This window comes from Hahella chejuensis KCTC 2396 (genome assembly GCF_000012985.1).
GTDB lineage: Bacteria > Pseudomonadota > Gammaproteobacteria > Pseudomonadales > Oleiphilaceae > Hahella > Hahella chejuensis.
The window spans coordinates 2,369,007-2,392,250 of sequence record NC_007645.1 but is presented as its reverse complement, the minus strand read 5'-3'; the positions used below and the strand labels follow the sequence as shown (position 1 = coordinate 2,392,250).

18 protein-coding genes are annotated in these 23,244 nt (G+C 54.7%); 8 read left to right on the top strand and 10 right to left on the bottom strand.

The window, feature by feature from the left end; genetic code table 11:
• Positions 1-28 precede the first annotated feature (28 nt).
• Positions 29-2,230, bottom strand: a complete 2,202-nt coding sequence (locus HCH_RS10595; RefSeq protein WP_011396220.1) for a CHASE2 domain-containing protein — start codon at positions 2,228-2,230, stop codon at positions 29-31.
• A gap of 127 nt (positions 2,231-2,357) precedes the next feature.
• Here HCH_RS10595 and HCH_RS10590 point away from each other — a divergent pair, with 127 nt between their 5' ends.
• Genes HCH_RS10590 through HCH_RS10580 form a run of 3 tightly spaced genes read left to right on the top strand, consistent with a single transcriptional unit; the run spans position 2,358 to position 6,655 of the window.
• Positions 2,358-3,671 (top strand): porin family protein, encoded by a 1,314-nt coding sequence (locus HCH_RS10590; RefSeq protein ID WP_238384990.1) that lies wholly within the window; start codon positions 2,358-2,360, stop codon positions 3,669-3,671.
• Between the two features lie 12 nt (positions 3,672-3,683).
• Entirely contained in the window at positions 3,684-5,849 is a 2,166-nt protein-coding gene (locus HCH_RS10585; RefSeq protein WP_011396218.1) for a FecR family protein, read from the top strand.
• A 26-nt stretch (positions 5,850-5,875) separates the two neighbouring features.
• Entirely contained in the window at positions 5,876-6,655 is a 780-nt protein-coding gene (locus HCH_RS10580) for a cyclic nucleotide-binding domain-containing protein (protein WP_011396217.1), read from the top strand.
• A gap of 35 nt (positions 6,656-6,690) precedes the next feature.
• Here HCH_RS10580 and HCH_RS10575 read toward each other — a convergent pair whose 3' ends face one another.
• Positions 6,691-7,653 (bottom strand): LysR family transcriptional regulator, encoded by a 963-nt coding sequence (locus HCH_RS10575; protein WP_011396216.1) that lies wholly within the window; start codon positions 7,651-7,653, stop codon positions 6,691-6,693.
• Between the two features lie 107 nt (positions 7,654-7,760).
• Here HCH_RS10575 and aceA point away from each other — a divergent pair, with 107 nt between their 5' ends.
• The gene (aceA, locus tag HCH_RS10570; protein ID WP_011396215.1) at positions 7,761-9,095 is read left to right on the top strand and encodes an isocitrate lyase; all 1,335 of its coding nucleotides are present in this window, start codon (positions 7,761-7,763) and stop codon (positions 9,093-9,095) included.
• A 119-nt stretch (positions 9,096-9,214) separates the two neighbouring features.
• Here the strand turns inward: aceA and HCH_RS10565 are convergent, their stop codons facing one another.
• Positions 9,215-9,604, bottom strand: a complete 390-nt coding sequence (locus HCH_RS10565) for a hypothetical protein (protein WP_148212535.1) — start codon at positions 9,602-9,604, stop codon at positions 9,215-9,217.
• 340 nt (positions 9,605-9,944) lie between these two features.
• Between HCH_RS10565 and HCH_RS10560 the strand changes: the two genes are divergently transcribed.
• Together HCH_RS10560 and HCH_RS10555 are read left to right on the top strand one after the other, a co-directional pair.
• The gene (locus HCH_RS10560; RefSeq protein ID WP_011396211.1) at positions 9,945-11,909 is read left to right on the top strand and encodes an alkaline phosphatase family protein; all 1,965 of its coding nucleotides are present in this window, start codon (positions 9,945-9,947) and stop codon (positions 11,907-11,909) included.
• Positions 11,910-12,217: 308 nt separating this feature from the next.
• Positions 12,218-12,775, top strand: coding sequence for a 2OG-Fe(II) oxygenase (locus HCH_RS10555; protein ID WP_011396208.1), 558 nt, complete (start codon positions 12,218-12,220; stop codon positions 12,773-12,775).
• 116 nt (positions 12,776-12,891) lie between these two features.
• Here the strand turns inward: HCH_RS10555 and ushA are convergent, their stop codons facing one another.
• From ushA to HCH_RS10520, 7 genes are all read right to left on the bottom strand, one after another.
• Positions 12,892-14,538, bottom strand: coding sequence for a bifunctional UDP-sugar hydrolase/5'-nucleotidase UshA (ushA, locus tag HCH_RS10550; protein ID WP_011396207.1), 1,647 nt, complete (start codon positions 14,536-14,538; stop codon positions 12,892-12,894).
• Positions 14,539-14,853: 315 nt separating this feature from the next.
• Positions 14,854-15,825 (bottom strand): nucleoside hydrolase, encoded by a 972-nt coding sequence (locus HCH_RS10545; protein ID WP_011396206.1) that lies wholly within the window; start codon positions 15,823-15,825, stop codon positions 14,854-14,856.
• Between the two features lie 3 nt (positions 15,826-15,828).
• Entirely contained in the window at positions 15,829-16,701 is an 873-nt protein-coding gene (locus HCH_RS10540) for a ribokinase (RefSeq protein WP_011396205.1), read from the bottom strand.
• An 80-nt stretch (positions 16,702-16,781) separates the two neighbouring features.
• Positions 16,782-17,747 (bottom strand): ABC transporter permease, encoded by a 966-nt coding sequence (locus HCH_RS10535; RefSeq protein ID WP_011396204.1) that lies wholly within the window; start codon positions 17,745-17,747, stop codon positions 16,782-16,784.
• Positions 17,744-18,844, bottom strand: coding sequence for an ABC transporter permease (locus HCH_RS10530; RefSeq protein ID WP_011396203.1), 1,101 nt, complete (start codon positions 18,842-18,844; stop codon positions 17,744-17,746). Before HCH_RS10530 ends, HCH_RS10535 begins: the two co-directional genes overlap by 4 nt.
• The gene (locus tag HCH_RS10525; protein ID WP_011396202.1) at positions 18,844-20,388 is read right to left on the bottom strand and encodes an ABC transporter ATP-binding protein; all 1,545 of its coding nucleotides are present in this window, start codon (positions 20,386-20,388) and stop codon (positions 18,844-18,846) included. Before HCH_RS10525 ends, HCH_RS10530 begins: the two co-directional genes overlap by 1 nt.
• A 240-nt stretch (positions 20,389-20,628) precedes the next feature.
• On the bottom strand, positions 20,629-21,621 hold the full coding sequence (locus HCH_RS10520; RefSeq protein ID WP_011396201.1) for a BMP family lipoprotein: 993 nt from the start codon (positions 21,619-21,621) through the stop codon (positions 20,629-20,631).
• A gap of 168 nt (positions 21,622-21,789) precedes the next feature.
• Here HCH_RS10520 and HCH_RS10515 point away from each other — a divergent pair, with 168 nt between their 5' ends.
• Positions 21,790-22,281 (top strand): SixA phosphatase family protein, encoded by a 492-nt coding sequence (locus HCH_RS10515; RefSeq protein WP_011396200.1) that lies wholly within the window; start codon positions 21,790-21,792, stop codon positions 22,279-22,281.
• A gap of 122 nt (positions 22,282-22,403) precedes the next feature.
• The gene (locus HCH_RS10510) at positions 22,404-23,183 is read left to right on the top strand and encodes a hypothetical protein (RefSeq protein WP_011396199.1); all 780 of its coding nucleotides are present in this window, start codon (positions 22,404-22,406) and stop codon (positions 23,181-23,183) included.
• Positions 23,184-23,244 lie beyond the last annotated feature (61 nt).

Genomic DNA, 23,244 nt, shown 5'->3' with positions numbered 1-23,244 from the left:
CTTTCGCACTCAGGTTTTCTACGCGCCGTTATTTGGAGGTGTGGCGATAGACGCCATCCCAGTTCTCCGGCAACGTTTGTCGCCTCAAACCGCTGATCCGCTCCCTATACAGGCCGTACAAACGACAGCTTGGATCTTCTAGCTGCAACTGCTGAAAAATAGCGTCCGCCTGCTCCCATTGCCGCGCCCTGTAACACTCGATCGCTCTTTGGTAGCGGGTCAGACGATTCAAGGTCACCGCGTCGAGCCGTCCCTTTTCTCCCAATGGTTCGTAGGCGTCCACTGGAATATCCTTGCCTTTCACTTGAATACGGTCACAGAAGCGAAAGGCGTATCCCTCGGTCGCCTTTACCGTCGTTTCTCCCACCAGGACGTCCACGCCATAGAACTTGGTCAGTCCCTCCAGCCGGGAGCCCAGATTCACCGCGTCCCCCAACACTGTATAGGCCTTGCGATACTGCGATCCCATATCGCCCACATTCATCAGGCCGGTATTGATCCCCACGCCAATTTGAATAGGGGGAAAGCCTTTTGCTGTGAGTTCGGAAGACAAGCGCCGGGTGATCGCTTGCATCTCCATAGCGGTTTTGACCGCTTTTTCCGCATGCTCCGGATCGTCCACCGGCGCGCCCCAGAAAGCCATGACCATATCGCCGACATACTTATCGATGGTGCCGTCATTGCGAAAAATAGACTCTGTAATCGGCGTAAAGTAGAGATTCAGTAGTTCTTTCAGTTGTGCGGCGGATAACTGCTCGGAAATGGTGGTGAAGCTGCGAATATCAGAGAACAGCACCGTCAGTTCCTTACTCTCCCCCGCCATGGAGTATTGCTCAGGGTTATCCAACATGCGGTCGATATGCGCGGGCGGCACATATTGCGCAAACATGCCGCGAACACGTCGCTCAACGGCGTACTCATGAATAAATTCCGTCACCAGATACCAGCCAAAAACGCCCTGGGCCAGCAACAGTGTACTGATCATGGGAAAATCCATACGCCAGCGTGTCCATATCAACGTGTTCACCGCCACCAACAAAAGACTGATCATAATCGCCGCCAGCACCATCGTCAGGGGACGACGCCCCGGCAGCACCCATACCAGCAACAGCAATAAAAGCAGCTGAAACACCAGCACAGCCCCTGGCTCCCATACCGGACGATAAGGAAATTCGCCTCGCAGCAACCCTTGCGCCACCAGCGCCTGCACCTCCACCCCGGGGAAAACGGTGGCGAAAGGCGTGCTGACAAGGTCAGCAAGACCGATAGCGGACGTCCCTACAAACACCAGCTTGCCTTCCAGCTCCTGGGGCGCAAGCCCGCCCGCCAACGCCAGCCAGGCGGGAATATACCGGAACTGCCCTCGACCCTGCCGGTAGGGAATCATCACCCTGCCGACGGCGTCGGTGCGCACGAGCGCATCTGTCAGACGCATGCCGCTCACGGCCTGCACTACGCCCAAAGGAGTAAACTCCAGTTCCACTTCGTCCATGAGCAAATAGGTCATCGCCGCCGCCAGCGCCAAGGAGGGATAGACAGAGCCATCGTGGGACATGAAAAGGGGCGTGCGTCGAATCACGCCGTCCGCATCCGGAAAAGTAGTGACAAACCCGCTTCCCGCCGCCTCATCCTGCAACTCCAATAGCGGCGCGGCATAGCCAGAGGCATTGATCAGGACATTGCCTGCCGGCGCTGAGGTTAGTGGATTCGGCAGCCTGCCGATTTGCATCGACGTGTCCAAGTGCATGAAGAACCCAAGCACCGTATCGATCTCCGCCAAACGTTCCGCCAGTTGTTCATCCGGCCGCCAGGACATGGCGATACGATTGAGCGCTGCGCGCTCTTCGTCACTAAGATCGGGCCCGGCGGAGGCCGCCACGGATTCAATAAAGTTATTACTTTCAGATTCAGAGAACACCACGTCAAACGCCACCACCGCGGCGCCGGACTCTTGCAGGGCCTCCACCAGAGCCGCTACACGTGCGCGACTCCAGGGCCAGCGTCCTTCACGCTGGATGGACTCCTCATCAATATCCACAATCACCACGTCCGTGTACAACTCCGCCCTGGTGAAAAGCGCCGCCGTCTGCGCCCGCCAGTCGTAGAACACATAATCGAGGCGATTCAACAAAGAACGATCGCCTGACTGCGTGATCAACTGCCAGCCGATCATGACCACAGCGATCAGCAGTGCGGGAAGATGTTTGAGAAACCCAGAAATCGTTCGCATGTGAACTTGTTGCAATTCATCAATTTATTGCCGACTCCGAAAAAACTGCGGCTGGCAAAATCACGCTCTCTTTCTAGACTTAAAGCACTGGATGTTTCCGTAGCCATCGGCAAAAGGAATTATCGCTTTGTTGATAAACCAAAAAACTCGCCGCCCGTTACTGATTTTGCTGATAATGTGGGGCTTACCCGCCTTCGCGCAGGACTCCGTTAAGAGTAGCTCAATCACTGCGACCTTGAAGTCGCTGAACGCCACAGCCGACTATGAACAGGCCTATCGACTCGGCTCCGAGCAGATGGAGAACATGGAGGGGGACCCGGAGTTCGATTTCTATTTCGGTATGGCCGCCCTGCAGAGCGGACACTATCCAGAAGCGCAATTTATGTTCGAAAGGCTCACAGCGCTGTATCCGGACAATGACCGTTTCCGTCTGGAATACGCGAGGACGCTCTTTAACTTGCAGCAGTATGGCGCTGCGCGAGAGCAGTTTCTTATCGTTCTGGCCAGAGAGCCGCCCCCCGCCGTCAAAGACAACATCGCTCGCTTTCTCGCCGCGCTGGATGAACGCGAGCACGAAAGACAGCGACGCTGGCGCGGCTACATTGGGCTAGGCGGCGGTTATGACAGCAACATTAACAACGCCACCGACGAGCGCTTCGTCGGTCTGTTTGAGCTGCCCGATTCCGCCCAGGAAACCGAAAGCGGCTACGCCGCATTGCGCACCAGTTTCGCTTACGAACACCCGGTTTCACAGTTAAACGCCGCCAAGATGGAGTTCGACAGTCAACACAAGCACAACTTTGAAAACAGCGACTTTGACCTCGACTCCGCCCGCCTCAGCGCCTCCTGGAAGTACAGTCGCTCCCGACGGGAATTAGAGGCTGGCGCTTCCTATCAACATGTGCTGCTGGATACCGAAGACTACCAGCGCAACACCGGCGCATTCATGCAGTGGCGAGAACAATGGAATGCGCATTTGCTGACGTTCTTCTACGCCGGCGTATTCATCAAAGATTCTTTCGCCAACCCGCTCCTGAACAACTACCAACCGCTTACCGGCCTGTCTTTGCTTGTTCCTCGCGCCAGACTCCTGCACACCCTCAGTGTATTCGCCGGAACGGAAAACCCACGGGAACAGGACGCCGCCTCTCTCGCCAAAGATTTCTACAGCCTGGGCTATCGGCTTAGCTACAAGCTGTCTCCCACCCTGACGCCGTACTTGGGGTACTCGGGCTTTTTCGCTGATTACAAAGCGGAAAATCCGGTGTTCGGGGAAGTGCGCGATGATAAATCCTCCCAGTTCAACGCCGGCGGCGAATGGAAGCTCACCCATGAGCTAAGCGCCCTCGCCGAGCTGTCCTACACAGACAATCAAAGCAATCTGGATTTATATGACTACACCCGATGGCGCGGAGAATTCCGCATCCGTTGGCGGTTTTAAGGAGGTTCCCTTATGCGAGAACTTATGCGCCCCGTGTTCGCCGCCGTAATGATGACGTACGGCTTGCTTGCGTCAGTGGCCGGCGCTGCGCCATTAGAGGCGGGAAAAGTAATTATGTCCCGCGGCGACGCCACTGCGATGGGGAATAATGGCGAAGAACGCCCGCTGAACCGCCGCGCCGCTATTTATGTGGGAGATACGCTCACTACCGGGGCGGACTCCATGTTGCAACTGAGATTCACCGACAAAGCCCTGATGACGCTGCGGGAAAACACCCGCTTCACCATTGAGGAATATTCGCCTGGAGACGAGGATAAAGGCGGGGCCGCCATCATGCAGCTGCTGGAAGGGGGATTCCGCACTATTACAGGGTCCATCGGCAAAGGCGACAGCGACGCCTACAAAGTCTCCACCCACGCGGCCAGCATAGGTATCCGCGGCACTCACTACGAAGCGCTGGAAGGCAGCGGACAAAGGCTGCTGCTGGCAGTCTGGCAAGGTGGCCTGCGGATAGAGAATACCGCCGGAGCCCTAGACCTGGGCGAAGATGTCGCCTTCCGTTTCTCCGCCGTTACACCCGGCCAGGCCCCGCAAGGCCTCTTACAAGCGCCGCCTGAAATGCAGCAAAGTATTCCCATCCCGAAGGAAGCCCGCCGCTCACGCTCCCAGGGATCGACCGCAAACAACGCCGACTCCGCAGAGGAGACTGATAAAGAAAGCGAAAGCACATCGACTTCGCCAGGCCAAACAGCGGCGACTGGCGAAGTCAAAACGTCACCCGATGGTTTCACCGATGACACAACCGCCAGCACCGACAACAGCGACGCGGAACTGATCTCTGCGACGACGCTTGCCGAATCCAATCCGGTTAACCTCGTCAGCGACCCGGAAACCACTAATTTCACCGACACCAACCCTGACTTGAGCGGCGAGCTGACGCCGGAACCGCCTGACGACGACTCCGGCCCCTCCACTCAGGACCCGCGCCTGACCGTCGCCGAATATGAGCAGTTCATCAATGACCGCATATTCGGCGCCGCCGTGGTGACCGGAGCTGGCGAAGAAGTGCTCGCCACCATCATCGCGCCCCAGACGATCACGCCTTTCGATTACACCAGCGCGGGCCCGGTGACGTTCAATATCGAATATTCCTTCAGCAGCTCTGGCGGCGCGCCGCCGATTAATACCGTCACCATCATGCTGCAGGACAATATTACCGATCTGGCCGGCCTCATCGCCGATATTGACGACGACCTGTCTCTCTCCGGCGCGCCCATCGGCGTACGCGAGTCCATGCAGAACCCCGGCAAGCTGGAGTTTTACACCACCACCGGAGACGTCACCTTACTGTTTGGTCTGGTGACCTATGCCCCCATCTCCTCCTCCGCCTCCAGCACGGATATCGCCGGCACGCTGGGCGGCATCATGGAAGGGACTTATGGCTACGGCAGTATCGACGGCTCCCAGTCCGCTAACCTGAAAATCGTATTCGACGCCAACGGCGCGCCGGTTTTCATCCTGCCGGATGTAGACGATCCTGGCTCCGGCAGCCCCCCCGCCACTGTCATGTTTTTCGACCCGGATAACTTTCCCGAACCTTACACTGTAGTGCGGCGCGGCGACGCCGTGCTGGAAAAATTTGACCCCAGCGTGGGCGGCCGCAGCAATATCAGTTGGGGACTATGGAAATCATCCGCCACCGCCGGCATACACGTTTACGACGATGTAGCCCATCCCGACGTCTACGAATCCGAGGAGCGTTCGGTCTACTGGCTGTCAGCGGAAGCCGCCAACACCACCGAGCTGACGGGAACTGCAAACTTCGCCACCACCGGCGACTTTATCGGCAGCGGTTCAGACGGGTCGGTCACCGCCGTCAACGGCTCTTTTCAAGTGGACTTCGATAGCGGCGTCATCAGCAATGGCCTGCTGGACATCAGCACCGCCAGCCAGAACTGGAACAGCCAGCTCTCAGGCTCTTATCAGGACGCCCAGGCCTACCTTCATGTGCTGAGCGGAAATATCAGCGGTTCCGTCAATTGCAGCGACTGTGTCACTGGCAATCTCAACGGCATTTTCGTCGCGCCGGGAGACGCCTTCGCCGGCTCATTCGACTTGCAGCAATATGACGACCCTGGCGTCCATGTGGAAGGTCTTTTGCTTATGGAACAACAATAGTCCGTCTCTGCGGGGGAACTAACACCATGCGTTTCATCAATAGCACAACGGACAGGCTGCAGGCCCTGGGCGCAAACGTCACCCAGAGCAGCGTCAAACTGTATGACGCCATCAAGATACTGTGCGATAGCGTCAAATTCGACTACGTCGACGACTTATACCGGGAGTTCGACGGCGACTATCTGTATTTCGTGGAATCCGGCGAGCTGGAGGCGGCGACGGATGACCGCCCGATTTACCATTTTGAACCAGGAGACTTGATCGGCATTCAAGTGCTATCAGGCTTCCCAGAACCGATCATCCGCTCAGACGGCCCCGCCACGCTGGCGCAGATCAGCAAAAAACGCTTTCGCGACGCCGCTGCTGGTTCGGTGCATTTCAAAGAGTATCTCATGCAAATCTCGGCCTTTTTCGCCGAAGCTTGCTGCCACGGTCTCGACACTCAGAATGAAACTCACACTTCTTTCAAGTCTTTCAAACAGGGAGAGGTGATCATTCATGAGGGCGACCCCGCCGACGAAGTATTCGACCTGATCAGCGGCGAAGCGTCGGTATATGTGAAGGATCAACTGGTCGGCAAGGTCGGTCCCAATGAAATCTTTGGCGCTATGGCGGCGTTGACCAAAACACCGCGCACCGCCACCGTCATCGCCGACCGCCCTTGCACGGTCATGTCCGCGCCCATGGATGAGTTTATCTTTCTGATTCGCAACCAGCCGCGCACCTGTCTGGCGCTGATGGAAAATATGGCCAAGCAGATATTGGAGCTGAACAATAAGCTGGTGGATGTCATGCAAAAATCCTGAACCGTCAGCGACGAGAGCGCACGGGGCTCCTGGCGTCAATCCTTCGCCCGGGTCTCCCTCTCTTCGGGTTCGTTGGCGACTTCAGTAATCAATTGACGCAGCCAGCGATGATCTGAATTGTTCTGCAACAGCGGGCTCCACGCCATTTTCAGCTCGATCGGCGGAATGGGAAAAGGCGGCTCTTTGACCACTACCCCCGGACTGTCCAGGGTCAACAGCGCAGCGCGACTCGGCAAAGTGGCGATCAGGTCATGCTGCTGCGCGAGCAACATCGCCACCTGGTAGTGGCGGGTAAACACGCTGATCTTCCGCTTTCGCCCCAAACGGGTCAGCGCTTCATCCACCCATCCCAAACGCTGCACATCCTTGGGGTTGACGCCCACGCCCACGCCAAAGCCGGTTTTACTGACCCAAATGTGATTGGCGTTCAGATAATTTTCCAGGGTGAAATCAAACACCAACGGGTTATGCACGCTCAGCAAGCAGGAAAAGCTGTCCTCCCATATGGTTTTCTGATGAAAAGACTGAGGCATTTTATCAAAACGGTTGATCGCCATATCAACCCTGCCCTGCTCCACATCGAGAAAGCTGACGTCACTGGGGGTCAACACATCCAGAATGATATTCGGCGCCACTCTGCGCAGGTGACGCAGCAGTGCAGGAATCAGCGTACTTTCCGCATAGTCGCTGGCCATAATGCGAAAGACGCGGCGACTGGTGGCCGGTGAAAACACCTCTTTCGGCTGCACCACCATGTCTATATCGGACAGAATCGACCGCACCATCGGCTGCAACTCCAGCGCGCGCGCCGTCGCCGTCATGCCTTCACTGGTGCGCACCAGCAATGGATCGCCAAACATATCCCGCAGACGACGCAGACCATTGCTCATCGCCGGCTGTGTAATTCCCAAATGATTCGCCGCCTTAGTGACGCTTTTTTCGCGTAGCAAAACGTCAAGAAAGACCAATAAATTCAAATCGATACGACTTACATTCATTTTACGAATACCGAAAATAAAAACTATAAATTTAAGAAATTATGACTAAAGTCGTACACTTTGTCTCGTACAAAAATTCAACTAAACCAAAAGAGGGTCGTTGAGCGATGACAACTGGAAATTATAATCGCGCTGAAGAAATAGCAGCCATCGAGAAGGATTGGGCGGAGAACCCACGTTGGAAAGGCGTAAGACGCACCTACTCTGCTGAAGACGTAGTGCGCCTGCGTGGTTCCCTGAAAATCGAGAACACTATCGCCAAGCGCGGCGCTGAGAAGCTGTGGAAGCTGATCAATGAAGGCGCCAAGCCCGCTTTTCGTCCTGAGAAGGACTTCGTAAACGCCATGGGCGCTCTGACTGGTGGTCAGGCCGTACAACAGGTTAAAGCAGGCATCCAGGCTATCTACCTGTCAGGCTGGCAGGTTGCTGCGGACAACAACTCCTACATGTCCATGTTCCCGGATCAGTCTCTGTACCCGGTGGACTCTGTCCCAGCCGTCGTTAAGCGCATCAACAACTCTTTCCGTCGCGCCGACCAGATTCAGTGGAAAAAAGGCCTGAACCCAGGCGACGAAGGCTACATTGATTACTTCGCTCCGATCGTCGCAGACGCGGAAGCCGGTTTCGGCGGCGTGTTGAACGCTTACGAACTGATGCGCGCCATGATCGAAGCAGGCGCCTCCGGCGTTCACTTCGAAGACCAGTTGGCTTCCGTTAAGAAGTGCGGCCACATGGGCGGAAAAGTTCTGGTTCCGACTCAAGAAGCTGTACAGAAACTAATCGCAGCCCGTCTTGCCGCTGACGTTTCCGGCACATCCACCATCGTTCTGGCGCGTACTGACGCCAACGCGGCGGATCTGCTGACTTCCGACTGCGACGACTACGACAAGCCGTTCGTCACTGGCGACCGTACTTCCGAAGGCTTCTACCGCGTTAAGGCCGGTATTGACCAGGCCATCGCTCGCGGTCTGGCTTACGCGCCATATGCGGACCTGCTGTGGTGTGAAACGGCGACCCCGGACCTGGCTGAAGCCAGGAAATTCGCGGAAGCGATCAAGAAGGAATACCCAGACCAACTGTTGTCCTACAACTGCTCTCCTTCCTTCAACTGGAAGAAGAACCTGGACGACGCCACCATCGCCAAGTTCCAGCGCGAACTGTCAGCCATGGGCTACAAGTTCCAGTTCATTACTTTGGCGGGCATCCACAACATGTGGTACAACATGTTCGACTTGGCGTACAAATACGCTCGCAACGACATGTCCGCATACGTGGAACTGCAGGAAACCGAATTTGCTGCTGCGGAACGGGGTTACACCTTCGTTGCTCACCAGCAAGAAGTCGGCACCGGCTACTTCGACGACATGACCACCGTTATCCAGGGCGGTCAGTCTTCAGTAACCGCTCTGACCGGCTCAACTGAAGAAGATCAGTTCCACTAAGAACCGATTTTCACGCTAAGTCCCCGAAAAAAGGCGGCCGCAAGGTCGCCTTTTTTTGTTAGGCTGACACGTCTCCGAATCTCATCGAATAACAGGTCGAACGCCTAACTCGCCAACCTTTAAAAGGAAGGCTTTAAGAGTTCAGCAAAGTCACGCATATCAAGCGCCACCTTTCCTGGAGACCAGCGCTTAGGGTTCTCGTACTCAAATCGAATTGTTATTTGAAGGTCTGGCCTGACAATATGAATTAAACACTGGCTCCACCCCTTGTCGCCACACTTGATCATTTCCTCACGCAATTCCTGAATTTTATCCAGACAGTCAAAGCCTGCTATTCGTGACGCAAACTCACCGTCTTCAAAGTACGCATAGCCATGCATCGCCTCCATTCCATCGGAAAAGTCGCCGACCAAAGCGATAGCGCGCCATTGATCCTTGGCGTAATTATTATGGTTTATGATCAATGAGCCTATTTCCTGGATCATTTCATCCTGTATTTCTTTGTCCAAATCTCGTCACCTTGTTCAAGTCACACTATTAATCAGGCGGACAAATAACTTCCTTCTATTTGTCTGCGACGACCGGGCCTGGCCCCGTTAATAATCTCAACGTTACATCCTTACCCCTGTCACGCTTTCCTTTTTCATTCATTTCCACACCATAGGCGACTATACACTGCATTTCACACACAAGCTCAAGCAGGCTGGCGCGCAAGGCTTACTGGCCAGGCAACTAAACCCAGTCATCTGAGTGATCAAAAAAACGTCTATACTGACCATCAGTAGACTGTAAAAAACGGCTATCAGTCAGCGCCCATGAAGAAGCGATCAGCGAAGCCAGGGAGGTTTTATGGAAGAGCGCGTCTTTGATCATGTCCTGATCATCATGTTTGAGAACGAGTACCGGGGTTACGTGCAGGAGAACGAATACATGCGTAATCTGGCCGCTCAGGGAATAGAGCTGACCAACAGCTTCGGCGTCATGCATCCTTCCCAGACCAACTATATAACCTCCATCGCCGGCGAACTCTGCAATGTCAGCGATGATGAGCAGCCGCAACCCCTCCCCCAGAAAACTATAGTGGACCTCATTGAGGCTTCTCCGCAGAATTTACGCTGGAAAGCCTATATGGACAGCTACGTCCCCGACGATACGCCCTGGGTTCCCGAAAACTTCAAGCCTCGCGACCATTATCCCTATGTCATCAAGCACAATCCGTTTTCATCCTTCAAAAACATTCTGGACAATCAGGAGCGCTGGAAAAAAATAGACAACGAAGCCGGGTTCTGGCGCGACCTGCTTAACGGCGACTTTCCTGAATACGCCTGGTTCACGCCCAATATGTGGAATGACGGCCATTATCTGGTGGGTACGCTCAACAACAGTCTGAATGGCGAGCGAGCCCCGGTTTTGGTGGACCAGCAGGCAAGATGGCTGCAATCGTTTTTCGCCGGCCTGAACTTTCCCGGACCCAACAGCAAACTGCCGCCGAAAACCCTGGTGGTCGTCACTTACGACGAAGCCGATTTCGAAGCCTTTTATGACAAGGGCAAAAAATACACCTATGACGGCCCCAACCAGATTTACACCGTCCTTCTCGGGGACATGATCAAGCCCGGCAAACAGACCGAGGGCTATAACCATTACAGTCTGCTCAGAACTATCGAAAAGAACTTCAACCTCGGAGATCTGCAAAAAAACGACAGAGACGCCAATTGGTTTCAGTTCCTGTGGGGCAAGTCTTTCAAGTGGCTGCCTCCGAGAGAAACACCCCTTGGCGGCAAGCAGAACCTGAGCGCCGCCGCCTACCAGGATGAACTCTATGTGGTCAGCGCGGACATAGATGGAACGCTGAAATGCAGTGTGTTTGACGGCCATAGATGGTCACCGGAAGTCGCCGTCGCCGAGGATGGCGATGGCTACCTGCATTTGGCCTCCAACGCAGAAGGGCTCACGCTGGCCTATCGAGACTCGAATAAGCGACTGATCATCAAGCACTACGATCTTGAAAACGGTTGGCGGTTGGCGGAAACGCCCGATACCGGAGAAGTCGAAGAAATCGCCCTGACCAGCATCCCGCATCAGCCAGGATTTATGCTGATCTACCGTGATAATGCGACTCAGAAACTGCACAGCCTGACCTTCAACAATGGAGCCTGGCAGGGGCCCTCCCCCGCTATTTGCACCCACAGCGAAGGTCCTTTCACGCTCACGGCCCTGGGGCCTACTATTTTGTTGATCTATAAGATTGTGAAAACCGGACAGTTAGCCTGTATGAGCTATAACACCGGAGAATTCAATAAGGTGACTGTGGAAAACAGCAAATACGCCGGCCCTTATGACGACACCACGGTGAATCAGTGGTCGGCCAGCGCCTTCTCCCTGAACCACTTCAGCGAAGCGCCCAATCCGGTAACGCCGAATGAAGATGAACCGGTCGCGGAAGGCGTCGGCGCCTCAGGAGAATTAGCCGCCGCAACCCTGAATGGCGTCGTCTATCTGGCGCACAACCGATGCTCCAATGGACCGGCTAACGGACAACTGCTATTCGAAACTTTCTCCATCAGCGGCACACTGACGCCCGCCAACCCGGTTTCCTATAATCCGGCCGAAAACGACACCACCAGCAATGGATACGGCACCCTGGCCGAGGCGGGCTGGAGTGGCTCCAGCGCGGTCTCCGGCGTATTCCGCAACTCAGATACGCCTCTCGCCATAGCGACGCTTAAAGACACGCTCTGGGTCTTCTATCAGCCTCTGTCCGATGCGCATATTTGGGCATGTCCAGGCGCTTATTTGAAGAAGAAGGAATAATTACGCGCGTATTCGACGAACCTGAGAAGACAGAGACCGGGCCTGCCCTGCGCAGGCCCGGTCGTTTTCAGGATTAATAAACGGATTTAGGCTCTCGAGATATCCAACTGGCGCCTCAATTTGACCTCCTGATGACTCCGCCGAAAAGCCAGTCAAGCCTTCACAAAAAAACAAGTTAAACACTTTATTTTCAATTAGTTAACCAAACATAACAACCAACAAAAAACCCTAAAAGCACGCAAAAAATGGTAGAATAAACGCCGTCATAAAATGCTCTCTTCGCCTAATAATCCAGCCCGCAAATCCATATGAATATTGATCATAGCGCCCCATATATTTCCACCGTGGAAGAGATTATTACTGTGCAGGAATGCCATCAGTGGATTCAGTTCATTGATAATCAGAATCCTCAGATCGCTCCCCTTCACACGCATAAAGGCGAAGTCTATAAACCTGACTATCGAAATAACGAAAGGGTGATGAAAAGCGACCCTGACTATGCCGCCTGCCTGTACCAGAAACTAAAGAGTGAGCTGCCTCAGACCGTATTTGGATGGTCTATTGCCGGTCTGAATGAGCTGTTCCGATGCTACCGTTACAAACCAGGGATGAAGTTCGCCCCTCACTCTGACGGCTTTTACGGGCGTTCAAAAGACGAGCGTAGCTTTTACACCTTGCTGCTATATCTGAATGAAGTTGAAGCGGGCGGCGAAACTGGATTTTTTGTGTCGCCGGAAGTCAAAATTTCGCCTAAGCCGGGTTTGGCGCTGGCGTTTCAACACGAGATATTCCATGAAGGCTGCGAGGTCAAAGCCGGAATCAAATACGTGCTTCGAACGGACGTGATGTATCGCCGGATGGATTAGTTTTTTCTGAGTGGAAAATACAGAAGACAGAAGAAGGGAAACGAAGCCCCCCTTTCTCCATTTATGTTTTATGCCAGGAGAAAGGGGAAGCTGAGGCGCTTTCTGTTCGGAGAAGCTTATTTACGGATAACTTCCGCTTTTTCGTGATCCGCCGCTTTAACCGGAGAGTGTTTCTTCAGGTAGGTCATCAACACTTCCGCATCGACGAATCCACTGTTCACGTAGCCGGGATGGGTATCGATTTTGGGGTATCCGTCACCACCTGAGGCGATATAGCTGTTGATAGCCATGCGGTAAGTTTGCTTCGGATTGATAGACTTGCCGTTGACCTTGGCGGACTTCAGCTTGCCGCCAACCACCTCCAGCCGTACGCCCGCGAACTGGGCGAAAGCGCCGCTGTCCACTGGTTTTTCAGCTACAACGCGCAGGTAGTCCAGTAGCTCCTTACCACTCAGGTCCACTGAGCTGACCATGTTGGCGAAAGGCTGCACCATCAGCACTTCTTTGTAGGTGATGGGGCCAGCGTCGATGCTGTCGCGAACGCCGCCGGAATTCATTACCGCCAGATCCGCTTTAACCTTTTCCATTTGCGCCGCCGCAATCAGGTGGCCCAGGTTGGTGGGTTTGAAACGCACAACATTGCGGTCGCCTTCCAAACGCTTGTCCACATTGCCCACGACCTGATTCAGTTGCTCCTGACCTTTGTCCTGATAGGGTTGCAGGAAGGCCAGCACTTTCTGATCCGGCTTGATCTCTTCACTCACGAACACGCGCTCGTCTTCACCCTGCGCGTTTTTGACCTTTTTCTTCAGGTTAACGGGAATCAACTGATATTTAACCAGTTTCAGTTGGCCATTGCGGTATTCCAGATCCGCACGCCCCACATATTTACCCCACTCATGGGCCTGCATGATCAAGGTTCCGTTCTGAACATCCGGCATACAGGGGTCGCCTGGCTGGTATGACTCATTGGCCTGGTTTTCACCGGTCATACACACAGGGTCCTGAGAGTGGCCGCCGACAATCACGTCAATGCCGGGAACTGTGCGCGCCAAGGTCACGTCGCCCGGCGCGTTAATGCCATAATTGGCGTCAACATAGTGCCCCATGTGAGTAGCGGCGATAACGATATCCGCTTTTTTCTTCAGCTCCGGCAACACTTGCGCGGCTTCATCCGTTGGCTTAGTGAACTGCACCGCGTCAATAAACTCGGGGTTGCCCAGTTTCTTGGTGTCTTCCGTCGTCAAACCCATCACGCCAATACGCAAACCATCAATGTTGAAAATCTTGTATGGCTCGAACAATCGCTTGCCGTTGGAGTCGTAGATATTGGCCGCCAGGAAGGGGAAATTCGCCCATTGCTCCTGCATACGCAGAATGTCGAGGGGGTTGTCAAACTCATGGTTGCCGATAGCCATGGCGTCGTAGCCCACCATGTTCATGCCTTTGAAATCCGGCTCGGCGTCCTGCAGATCGGACTCGGGAACGCCAGTATTAATGTCGCCGCCGGACAGCAGCAATACATGACCGCCTTCCGCCTTCACCTCCTGACGGATCTCATCCACCAGGGATTTACGCGCCGCCAGGCCGTATTCGCCGTATTTGTTGGGCCAGAAGCGGCCGTGGTGATCATTGGTGTGCAAGAGGGTGATTTGGTATGTCTTGTCTTTCTGCGGCCCCGTTTGCATCGGGGCGCAGGCGACCACCGTCAATGAACAGGCCGCCAGAATGGCCAGGCCCAGTTTGCGTTGCTTTGCTACCATGTGTTTTTCCTTTCTGTTTTTATATCCGGGCCCGTTGTCCTCTGGGAACAGCGCCGATTTTGAAACATTTTTTCATCACTCACAGTGGAGGCCCCGGCGAGCTGGCTACGCCGCCGAGTCGCGACTCCGGCAATGAGAAAGGGAAAATAGCCAAAAAGGGGCGGCGAAAGCAATCGCCAACAGACCCAAGCCCTAAGCTGAGTTATTCTTAAACGCCCGTGGCCGCTCAGTAACGCTCACTTCGCAAAAGGCCCTTGGAATACAAGGGCCTTTTATCATGAGAAGTTCGTTACCGTCATTATTCTACTTATCAGTTCAGCGCACTTTGTGCTGGATGATCGTATCCAGGAACAAAGAGCGTACTTTCTCCACCTCCAGGTCCATACAAACCTTGGCGGCGGGACGTTCTTCCCAATGCTTGAGCAGGTAAGTGTAGCCCTTGCGATTAATCGTTAACTGCCCTGCTCCAACGCCTTCGCTGATCACCCGGGCCGGGCCGCTGATGCAGGTGAACAGTTCAGGGGCCACAACATAAGCCACCGCCGCAGCGTCATGCATACAGCAACCCGCTTCGTCATGCCCGGACGCAGCGCCGGTATTGGAGTAGTAATTCACGTAAAACCGGCTGGCATCCCATAACAGCTTACCAGTCTCGCCAGCCTTATCGCGCAGTTGCATTAGATTGCTGTCGGTAAGAATGATTTTGTGAGTCACATCCAGGCCCACGACAACAACAGGCCAGTCCGCGCCCAACACCACATCCGCCGCATGGGGGTCGGAAAGGAAGTTGGCTTCCGCCACGGGAGAAACGTTGCCCGGCTCGTCGACGGTCCCCCCCATGATCACCAGAGAGCGCAATTTGCCCGGCAATTCCGGGTCCAGCTTAAGTGCAAGGGCCAAGTTGGTCAGCGGCCCGATCGCCACTACCGTCAACTCACCGTTGAGGCGGTTGGCCTGTTCGATGATAAACTCCGCAGCGCTCTGAGCCACTGCCTGCGCTGTGGGCGGATCATAATTCACATTGCCCAGGCCGTCCGCGCCATGCACAAACTCCGGGTGGGGCAACGGCGACTGCACCAGCGGGAACTTGGCCCCCTGCGCCACCGGCAGGCCGGGAACGCCGAAACGTTCCGCCAAAGCCAAGGCATTACGGGTGGCGCGCGCCACCGGGACATTACCGAAAACTGTAGTGAGGCCCACCAATTCAATCTCAGGATGAGCCAGAGCGAAGGCGATCGCCATCGCATCATCTACACCGGGGTCCGTATCGATAATAATCGGGTACATAAATCAATCCACCTCCTGGGCGGTTGGAATACTGGGGGAAGCGCCAGGGCGGGTCACCGCAATGCCGGCCGCTTTGACCGCTCTCGCCAGAGCGGTGGAATATTCATAACCGGAAATAAGCGAGGCCAGGAAATACCCGACAAAGGTGTCGCCGGCGCCGGTAGTGTCCACAGGCGTCACTTTGTCAGCAGGACGCGTAACCGTCTCTCCGCCGCTCATGACCAAAGCGCCTTCGCCGCCTAATGTCACCACAACAGTGGTGTTCGGGTACTTGCTCGCCAGGGCCTGAAATGCGGCGTCCGCATCCGCAGTTTCCGCCAGGTCGCAGGCTTCCATAGCGTTGAGAATTAACAGGTCAACCTGCTCCAAAGGCAGTTTTTTGACCTCTTTCGTCATCGGCGCAGGATTGAACGCAATTTTCACCTTACGCTCCGCCGCTGCGGCGATCGCCCACTCCACGCCATTACACTCATTTTGCATCAGCAGCCAATCGCCTGCGTCCAGAGCGGATACGGCGGAGACCACTTCCTGTTGGGAAAAACTGCGATTAGCGCCGCCAAACAACACGATGGCGTTCTCACCCGCGTCATCCACCTGGATAATGGCGTGACCGCTAGGCTCAGCAATTTGAGAAACGGTGGCGACGTCCACGCCGCTCTCGCGCATCAGGTCAACCGCCCAGGCATCCGCCGCGGACACCCGTCCCAAATGCGCAGTTTTAACGCCGGCGCGGGCCAATGCGATGGATTGATTAGCGCCTTTGCCGCCTAAAACTGTCGACAGCGAGTCGCTGGCCAGTGTTTCCCCCGGGCGCACAAAGTGAGGCACCCGGTAGACATAATCAATATTAATAGAACCGAAATTCAGAACTTTCATAGTCTTCCTTAGGTCGCCGCCGAGGCCAGATGCTTACAGAGCCCCTGGCGACGCAGATATGTCTTTGTCAGTGTTATGACTTAACGCTCTTTCACATAGGGCAAGCCGATCGCCTTGGGCGCCACCGCTTTGCCGAAGAAGCCCGCCAGCAAAACAACCGTCAGGATGTAAGGCAACGCCTCAATCAACTGAATCGGAGCCTTGCCCAATCCGGGAATTTCCACGCCCTGCAAGCGCACGGCGACAGCGTCGAGGAATCCGAACAACAGACAGGCGCCCAAAACCGGCAGAGGACGCCACTTGCCAAAGATCAACGCCGCCAGTGCGATAAAACCCTGACCCGCGGTCATGTCGCGCACGAACTGCGCATTCTGGGCGGAAGAGATATAAGCGCCGGCGAATCCACACAGAATGCCTGCGCACAATAGCGCGGCGAAACGCATGCGATGCACGGAAATACCCGCCGTGTCCACCGCCTTGGGATTCTCGCCAACGGCTCTCAAACGCAACCCAAAGCGGGTGCGGAACAATAGCCACCAAGTAAAGGGCACCGCCAGGAAAGCCAGATAGACAAAGATATTGTGGCCACTGAGCATTTCCGAGTAGATCCCGCCGATCACCGGTACTTCCCGCATCATTTCAGCGCCGGGAAACTCGATGGTGGAGAAACGCGCGGCGTCAGTCAGCTGCGGTGTCTGTCCGCCCTGCTTGAACCAGCTCAATCCCAAGGTCATGGTCAAGCCGGCCGCCAGAATGTTAATCGCCACACCGCTCACAACCTGATTGCCGCGGAATGTAACGCAGGCGACGCCATGCAGCATCGCCAGACATACAGACACCATGATGGCTGCGCTCAGGCCCAGCCAGGCGGAGTTGGTCAGATAAGCCACCGCCGCAGCGGTAAAGGCCGCCGCCAGCATTTTTCCTTCCAGACTGATATCGACAACGCCGGAGCGCTCCGAAAACATCCCCGCAAGAGCGGCGAAGATCAATGGCGTGGACACCCGCATGGTGGCGTCCAGAGTCAGAATCAAGGTATCGATCATGCCGTTTTCTCCTTGAACATATTGGCGATCAAGGGCTTATATAAAAACTCCAAGGCGCCACAGAACAAAATAACCAGACCCTGCATGACCACGACGATGTCCCGGTTCACGTTAGACATTTCAAAGGCGAGCTCAGCGCCGCCCTGATACAGTGCGCCAAACAGCAACGCCGCCAGTACGATGCCGATCGGATGGTTGCGTCCCATCAGCGCCACCGCGATCCCGGCGAAGCCGTATCCATAATGAAAATCCAGCAACAAGCGATGCTGCACGCCGTTGATTTCGTTAACGCCCACGAAACCCGCCAAAGCGCCGGAAATAGCCATGGCCAACAGCATGACGCGCGCAGGTTTGATGCCTGCATACACCGCCGCTTGCTGGTTGCTGCCCACAGTGCGGATTTCATACCCCCACTTGGTTTTCCAGACGAACACCCAGGCTCCGAACGCGCACAGCAAAGCCAGAAACAGGGAAATATTCAACGGTGAACGCTCAAACTCAACGCCAATCGCCGCAAACAGATCATGTATATAAGGCAGCCAGGCCGTTTCCGCCAACGCGCGGCTTTGCGGCGCCATCTGCCCGGGTTCACGCAGTACGTTCACCATCAGGTACACCATCAACGATGACGCCAGGAAGTTGAACATGATTGTGGTAATAACGATGTGGCTGCCGCGATAGGCCTGCAACCAGCCTGGAATAAACGCCCAGGCTGCTCCGAACAAAGCGGCGGACAATGCGCTCAACAATAGCAACACGGGTCCAGGCACCGAGGCGTCCAACGCCAGACACAACAAGCCGACGCCAAGGCCGCCTATATAGGCCTGGCCTTCGCCGCCGATATTGAAGAGACCGACGTGGAACGCAATCGCCACGGCCAGTCCTGTGAAAATGAAGTTGGTGGTGTAGTACAGCGTAAAACCGATGCCTTCCTGATAGCCGAAAGCGCCGTACAACAGAATTTCAGCGGCTTCCAGCGGATTAACGTCAATCAGCCAGAACACCACAGCGGACACCAATAATGCGGTGACGACGTTCAACAGCGGCAACAAGCCGACATTAACCCAAGTGGGCAAATTACGATCCAGACCTTTCATTATTCTTTCTCTTCGCTGGCGTTGATATCCCGGGACGACGACATCATCAGCCCCAGCGTACATTCATCCGCCTCCGAGGCGGCTAACTCTCCAGTGACGCGGCCGTCGCACATGACGATGATGCGGTCGCTCAGAGAAAGAATCTCATCCAGCTCTACGGACACCAGAAGAATAGCGCCGCCACGGTTGCGCATATCCAATAGGCGCTGATGAATAAACTCGATCGCGCCGATATCCACGCCACGAGTTGGCTGGCCTACCAGCAACACTTTGGGAGTCTGATCGAGTTCACGGGCGAGGATAAGTTTCTGCTGGTTGCCGCCGGAGAAGTTGGCGCATTTGAGGGTGGGGTCCTGGGGACGTACGTCGAAATCGGCCATCAATTCCGCGCAGTGTTTGCCAACGGTTGCGCCGCTTAATATGCCCTTACTATTCCAGGCGGCGCTGCGGTGATAGCCCAAAATGGCGTTTTCACTGGCGCTGAAGGAGGTCACCAGGCCGACCCGATGACGGTCTTCCGGCACGTGGGCCACGCCAGCTTTACGCATCTCTGACGGGCAGACTTTATGGTCAGCGGAAATTAACAGGTCGCCGTAGCGAATTTCCCCGGATTCCGGCGAGACCATACCCGCCAGCGCCTCCATCAACTCGGTCTGTCCGTTGCCGGACACTCCTGCGATACCGACTATTTCGCCAGCCGCAACTTCAAAGGAAACCCCTTTCACCCGCTCAATGCCTTGGGCGTCGCGTACTTTCAGGTTGGAGACGGTGAGCGCCTTGGAGCCAGCATCCGTCGCTGGCTTCTCCAATTGCAGAACAACCTTGCGCCCGACCATCAGCTCCGCAAGCTCTTCGGGGTTGGTTTCCGCTGTATGGCGATGGGCCACCATCTTGCCTTGGCGCATAACGGACACATTATCCGTCACGTGCATGATTTCTTTCAGTTTGTGTGTGATCAGAAGGACGGTTACGCCCTGCTCTTTCAGCGACAGCAGAATCTTGAACAGGTCGTCAGTTTCCTGTGGCGTCAGCACGCCGGTAGGTTCGTCCAGGATCAGAATTTTTGCGCCTTTGTACAGCGCCTTCAGGATTTCCACCCGCTGCTGTACGCCGACCGGCAGCTCGCCAACCAGGGCGTCAGGGTCAACTTTAAGGTTGTACTCCCGGGACAGTTTACTCAAAGCCTCGCGCGCTTGCGCCTGGCCCTTGCTCAGCAACATGCTGCCTTCGCAACCCAGAGTAATATTCTCCAGCACAGTGAAGGTATCCACCAGCATGAAGTGCTGATGCACCATGCCGATGCCGACGTCGATGGCGTCCTGAGAATCGTGGATTTTTGCTTCCTTGCCGAAAACTTTGATGGAACCGCTGTCCGCCTGGTAAAAGCCGTAGAGTATGCTCATCAGGGTCGACTTACCGGCGCCGTTTTCACCAATGACGCCGTGTATAGTTCCCTGTTCGACAGCAAGGCTAACGTCTGAATTAGCCAATACAGCGCCGAACCGCTTGCTGATACTCTCAAGCTGCAATGCGTTACTAGTCATGGAAATGGGAAATCCCGAATTGGTTTATCGGTTGTTAGTTTACTCGGAAATCCGCCGGGCTTAAGCACCCGCGCAGGGTTTTTTCTCATTTTTCTGACCAAGTAGTCAAGATAAATGACAGACCCGGGCAAGAAAAAACTTGTCCCGGGGTGACTAAAGACCCGGCTTCGGGCCCTTCACGCCCGGCGATATTTCTTTCGTGGCGGCGCTTACAACGCCGTCGTTAAATTCACAACCCGCTTAGTATTTGCAGCTGTTGTCAGACATGTAGTCGTGTACTTTGATCTTGCCGGAAATAATGTCCGCCTTGATCTGATTGACCTTTTCTTCCATTTCCTTGGTCACCAACGCGCGGTTGTGTTCGTCCAGCGCCCAATCAACGCCGTTCTCCGCCAACCCCAACGCTTGAACGCCTGGCTCCCACTTGCCGTCTTTGGCCGCCATCCAGTTGCTGTACGCCGCTACGTCAACACGCTTGACCATGGAAGTCAGCATGGTGCCTGGATGCAGGTGGTTCTGGTTGCTGTCTACACCGATAGCGTATTTGCCCACGTCTTTGGCCGCCTGGTATACGCCGCTGCCGCTGCTGCCAGCCGCTGCGAAGATAACGTCCGCACCGCTGTCAAACTGGCTCTTGGCGAGTTCCGCCGCTTTGCCCGGATTATTGAACGCCGCGCCGGTGGAGCCGATCATGTTAGTGAAAACTTCCGCTTTCGGATTTTCGTACTTGGCGCCTTGCTCGAAGCCGCAGCCAAACTTACGAATCAAAGGGATGTCCATGCCGCCGATAAAACCGACTTTACCGGTTGCGGACTTCATCGCCGCCAATGCGCCGACCAAAAATGAGCCTTCATGCTCTTTGAAGACGATGGAGTGAACGTTAGGGTTATCCACCACCATATCGATCAAGGTGAACTGAACGTCCGGATATTTTGCGGAGACTGAAGACACCGCATTCGCCTGGCTGAAACCAACCGCTACAATCGGGCTGGAGCCGCGACGAGCCAACTTCTCGAGACCTTGCTCAACCTGAGCCTCATTAGTAGGCTCCACCTCTTTCACTTCAACGCCGGTGTCCTTTTTAAACTTTTCCGCTCCTCGAAAAACCGCTTCATTGAATGATTTGTCGAACTTGCCGGCTTTGTCGTAAACAACGGCCGGTTTGAAGTCCGCGGCGATCGCCGGCTGAACCAAAGTTAACCCCATACAAGCAGCAATTATAGTTTTTTTCATATAATTATCCTTGGTAGATCTAGGACTGAACGATCTTTTTATCATTACAGTGCGGATGCTATTACAATTCTCCATCGACGCACAATGTTGACGCACGTCAGAATTAATTGATGGCAGAATAATTTTCACGTTATAAATACGAGTTCGCGCAAACTCCGGCGGCCCCTCATGCATACCCTGACCTTGATCCGTCACGCAAAATCCTCTTGGGAAAATTCACAACTGCCTGATTTGGAAAGGCCGCTGGGAAAACGGGGATTACGGGACGCGCCCAGGATTGGCGGTTTCCTGAAGAATATGAAATTCTCCACCGATGTATGCCTGCTGAGTCCTTCACGCAGAACCCGGCAAACTCTGCAATTACTGGGCCAGGACAATCCTGCACTATTAAAAGTAGCGCAGGAGGACGCCAAAATTTACGAGGCGGATTACACCATACTCCTGGCTCTGATCAAACAGCAAACGCAAGCCAATCTCACAATTATTGGACACAATCCCGGTTTTACAGACCTGCTGAACGCCATTTCCGACAGCCGTATCGCCAACCTCCCCACCTGCAGCGTCGCTCAGATCCGATTTGATATGGAGCGCTGGTCCGATGTGTCGCAAACACGGGGAATTTTGCAGCTTTTTGTAACGCCCAAGTCTCTATCGGCATAGGCCCGCCGATAAGTCGTTCTCATCCCCCGGACAGACATTTTTTTGCAGAAATCCGTAGACTTTCCCAGTTTCATCTATACTTTCCGTAAGTTCTAAATTTATATAGAAAATATACGACCCAGATGTCTGCAACGAATATTACCGCCTTGATAGGCGGCGTCATTATTTTGGTGTTGCTTCTGATTTACTTGGGACAGTGGCGCGAAAAGGCGAAGGACGCCCGGCAACGTCAGCTCAATGCTTTGCTCGACCGTTTGCGTCTGCTTAAAGCGCTGGCCACCGGGTTGCCGCCCCAATACGCCGCCAAAGACATTCGTCTGTTGGTGGTGGCGCGCGCCCAGGAAATTATCAAAGAACTCGCCAATCTCGGCCATCGGGGCGATCACGAAAGCCAGTCCGAAGAGTGGGAAGTAATAAAGGAGAATATAAAGAGTCAGGCGGACTTTCCTCAGCTCGACCTGCAGAACCAGGCCGTGATGCAGGAAGTGCGCAAACTGCTCAAGGGGCTCTACAAGTTTATCGAAACACAGATTCAGAAAGGCCGCATCGAAAAGAAAACCGGCGTCAAACATCTCCTCAACACCCAATTCCTGATTGCTCGCTCCCTTGCGGATTCCCATGTCAACAAAGCCAAGCAGGCCCAGGCCGCCAACCGACTACGCGTCGCCATTCATCATTATCATGACGCCATCGAGGCTTTGGGCAAAATAGAGAAGAATCCCCTTGCGCAGAAAAGCATGCTTATTTATCGTCAACGCATCAAAGATCTGGAAAAACTTGCCACCGAAGCGGCGCAGAGCAAATCTGAAGCCATTGCGGAAGGAAGCGACAGGCTTAGCGCGCAGTTGGACAAGATGGTGACAGAAGAAGAAAAATGGAAGAAAAAGCAGTCTTATGATTAGAGCGGACGGCTTGGACAGCGCTTATGCTTTCCTGATCGGCGGAGCGCCGAACAGCTTATCC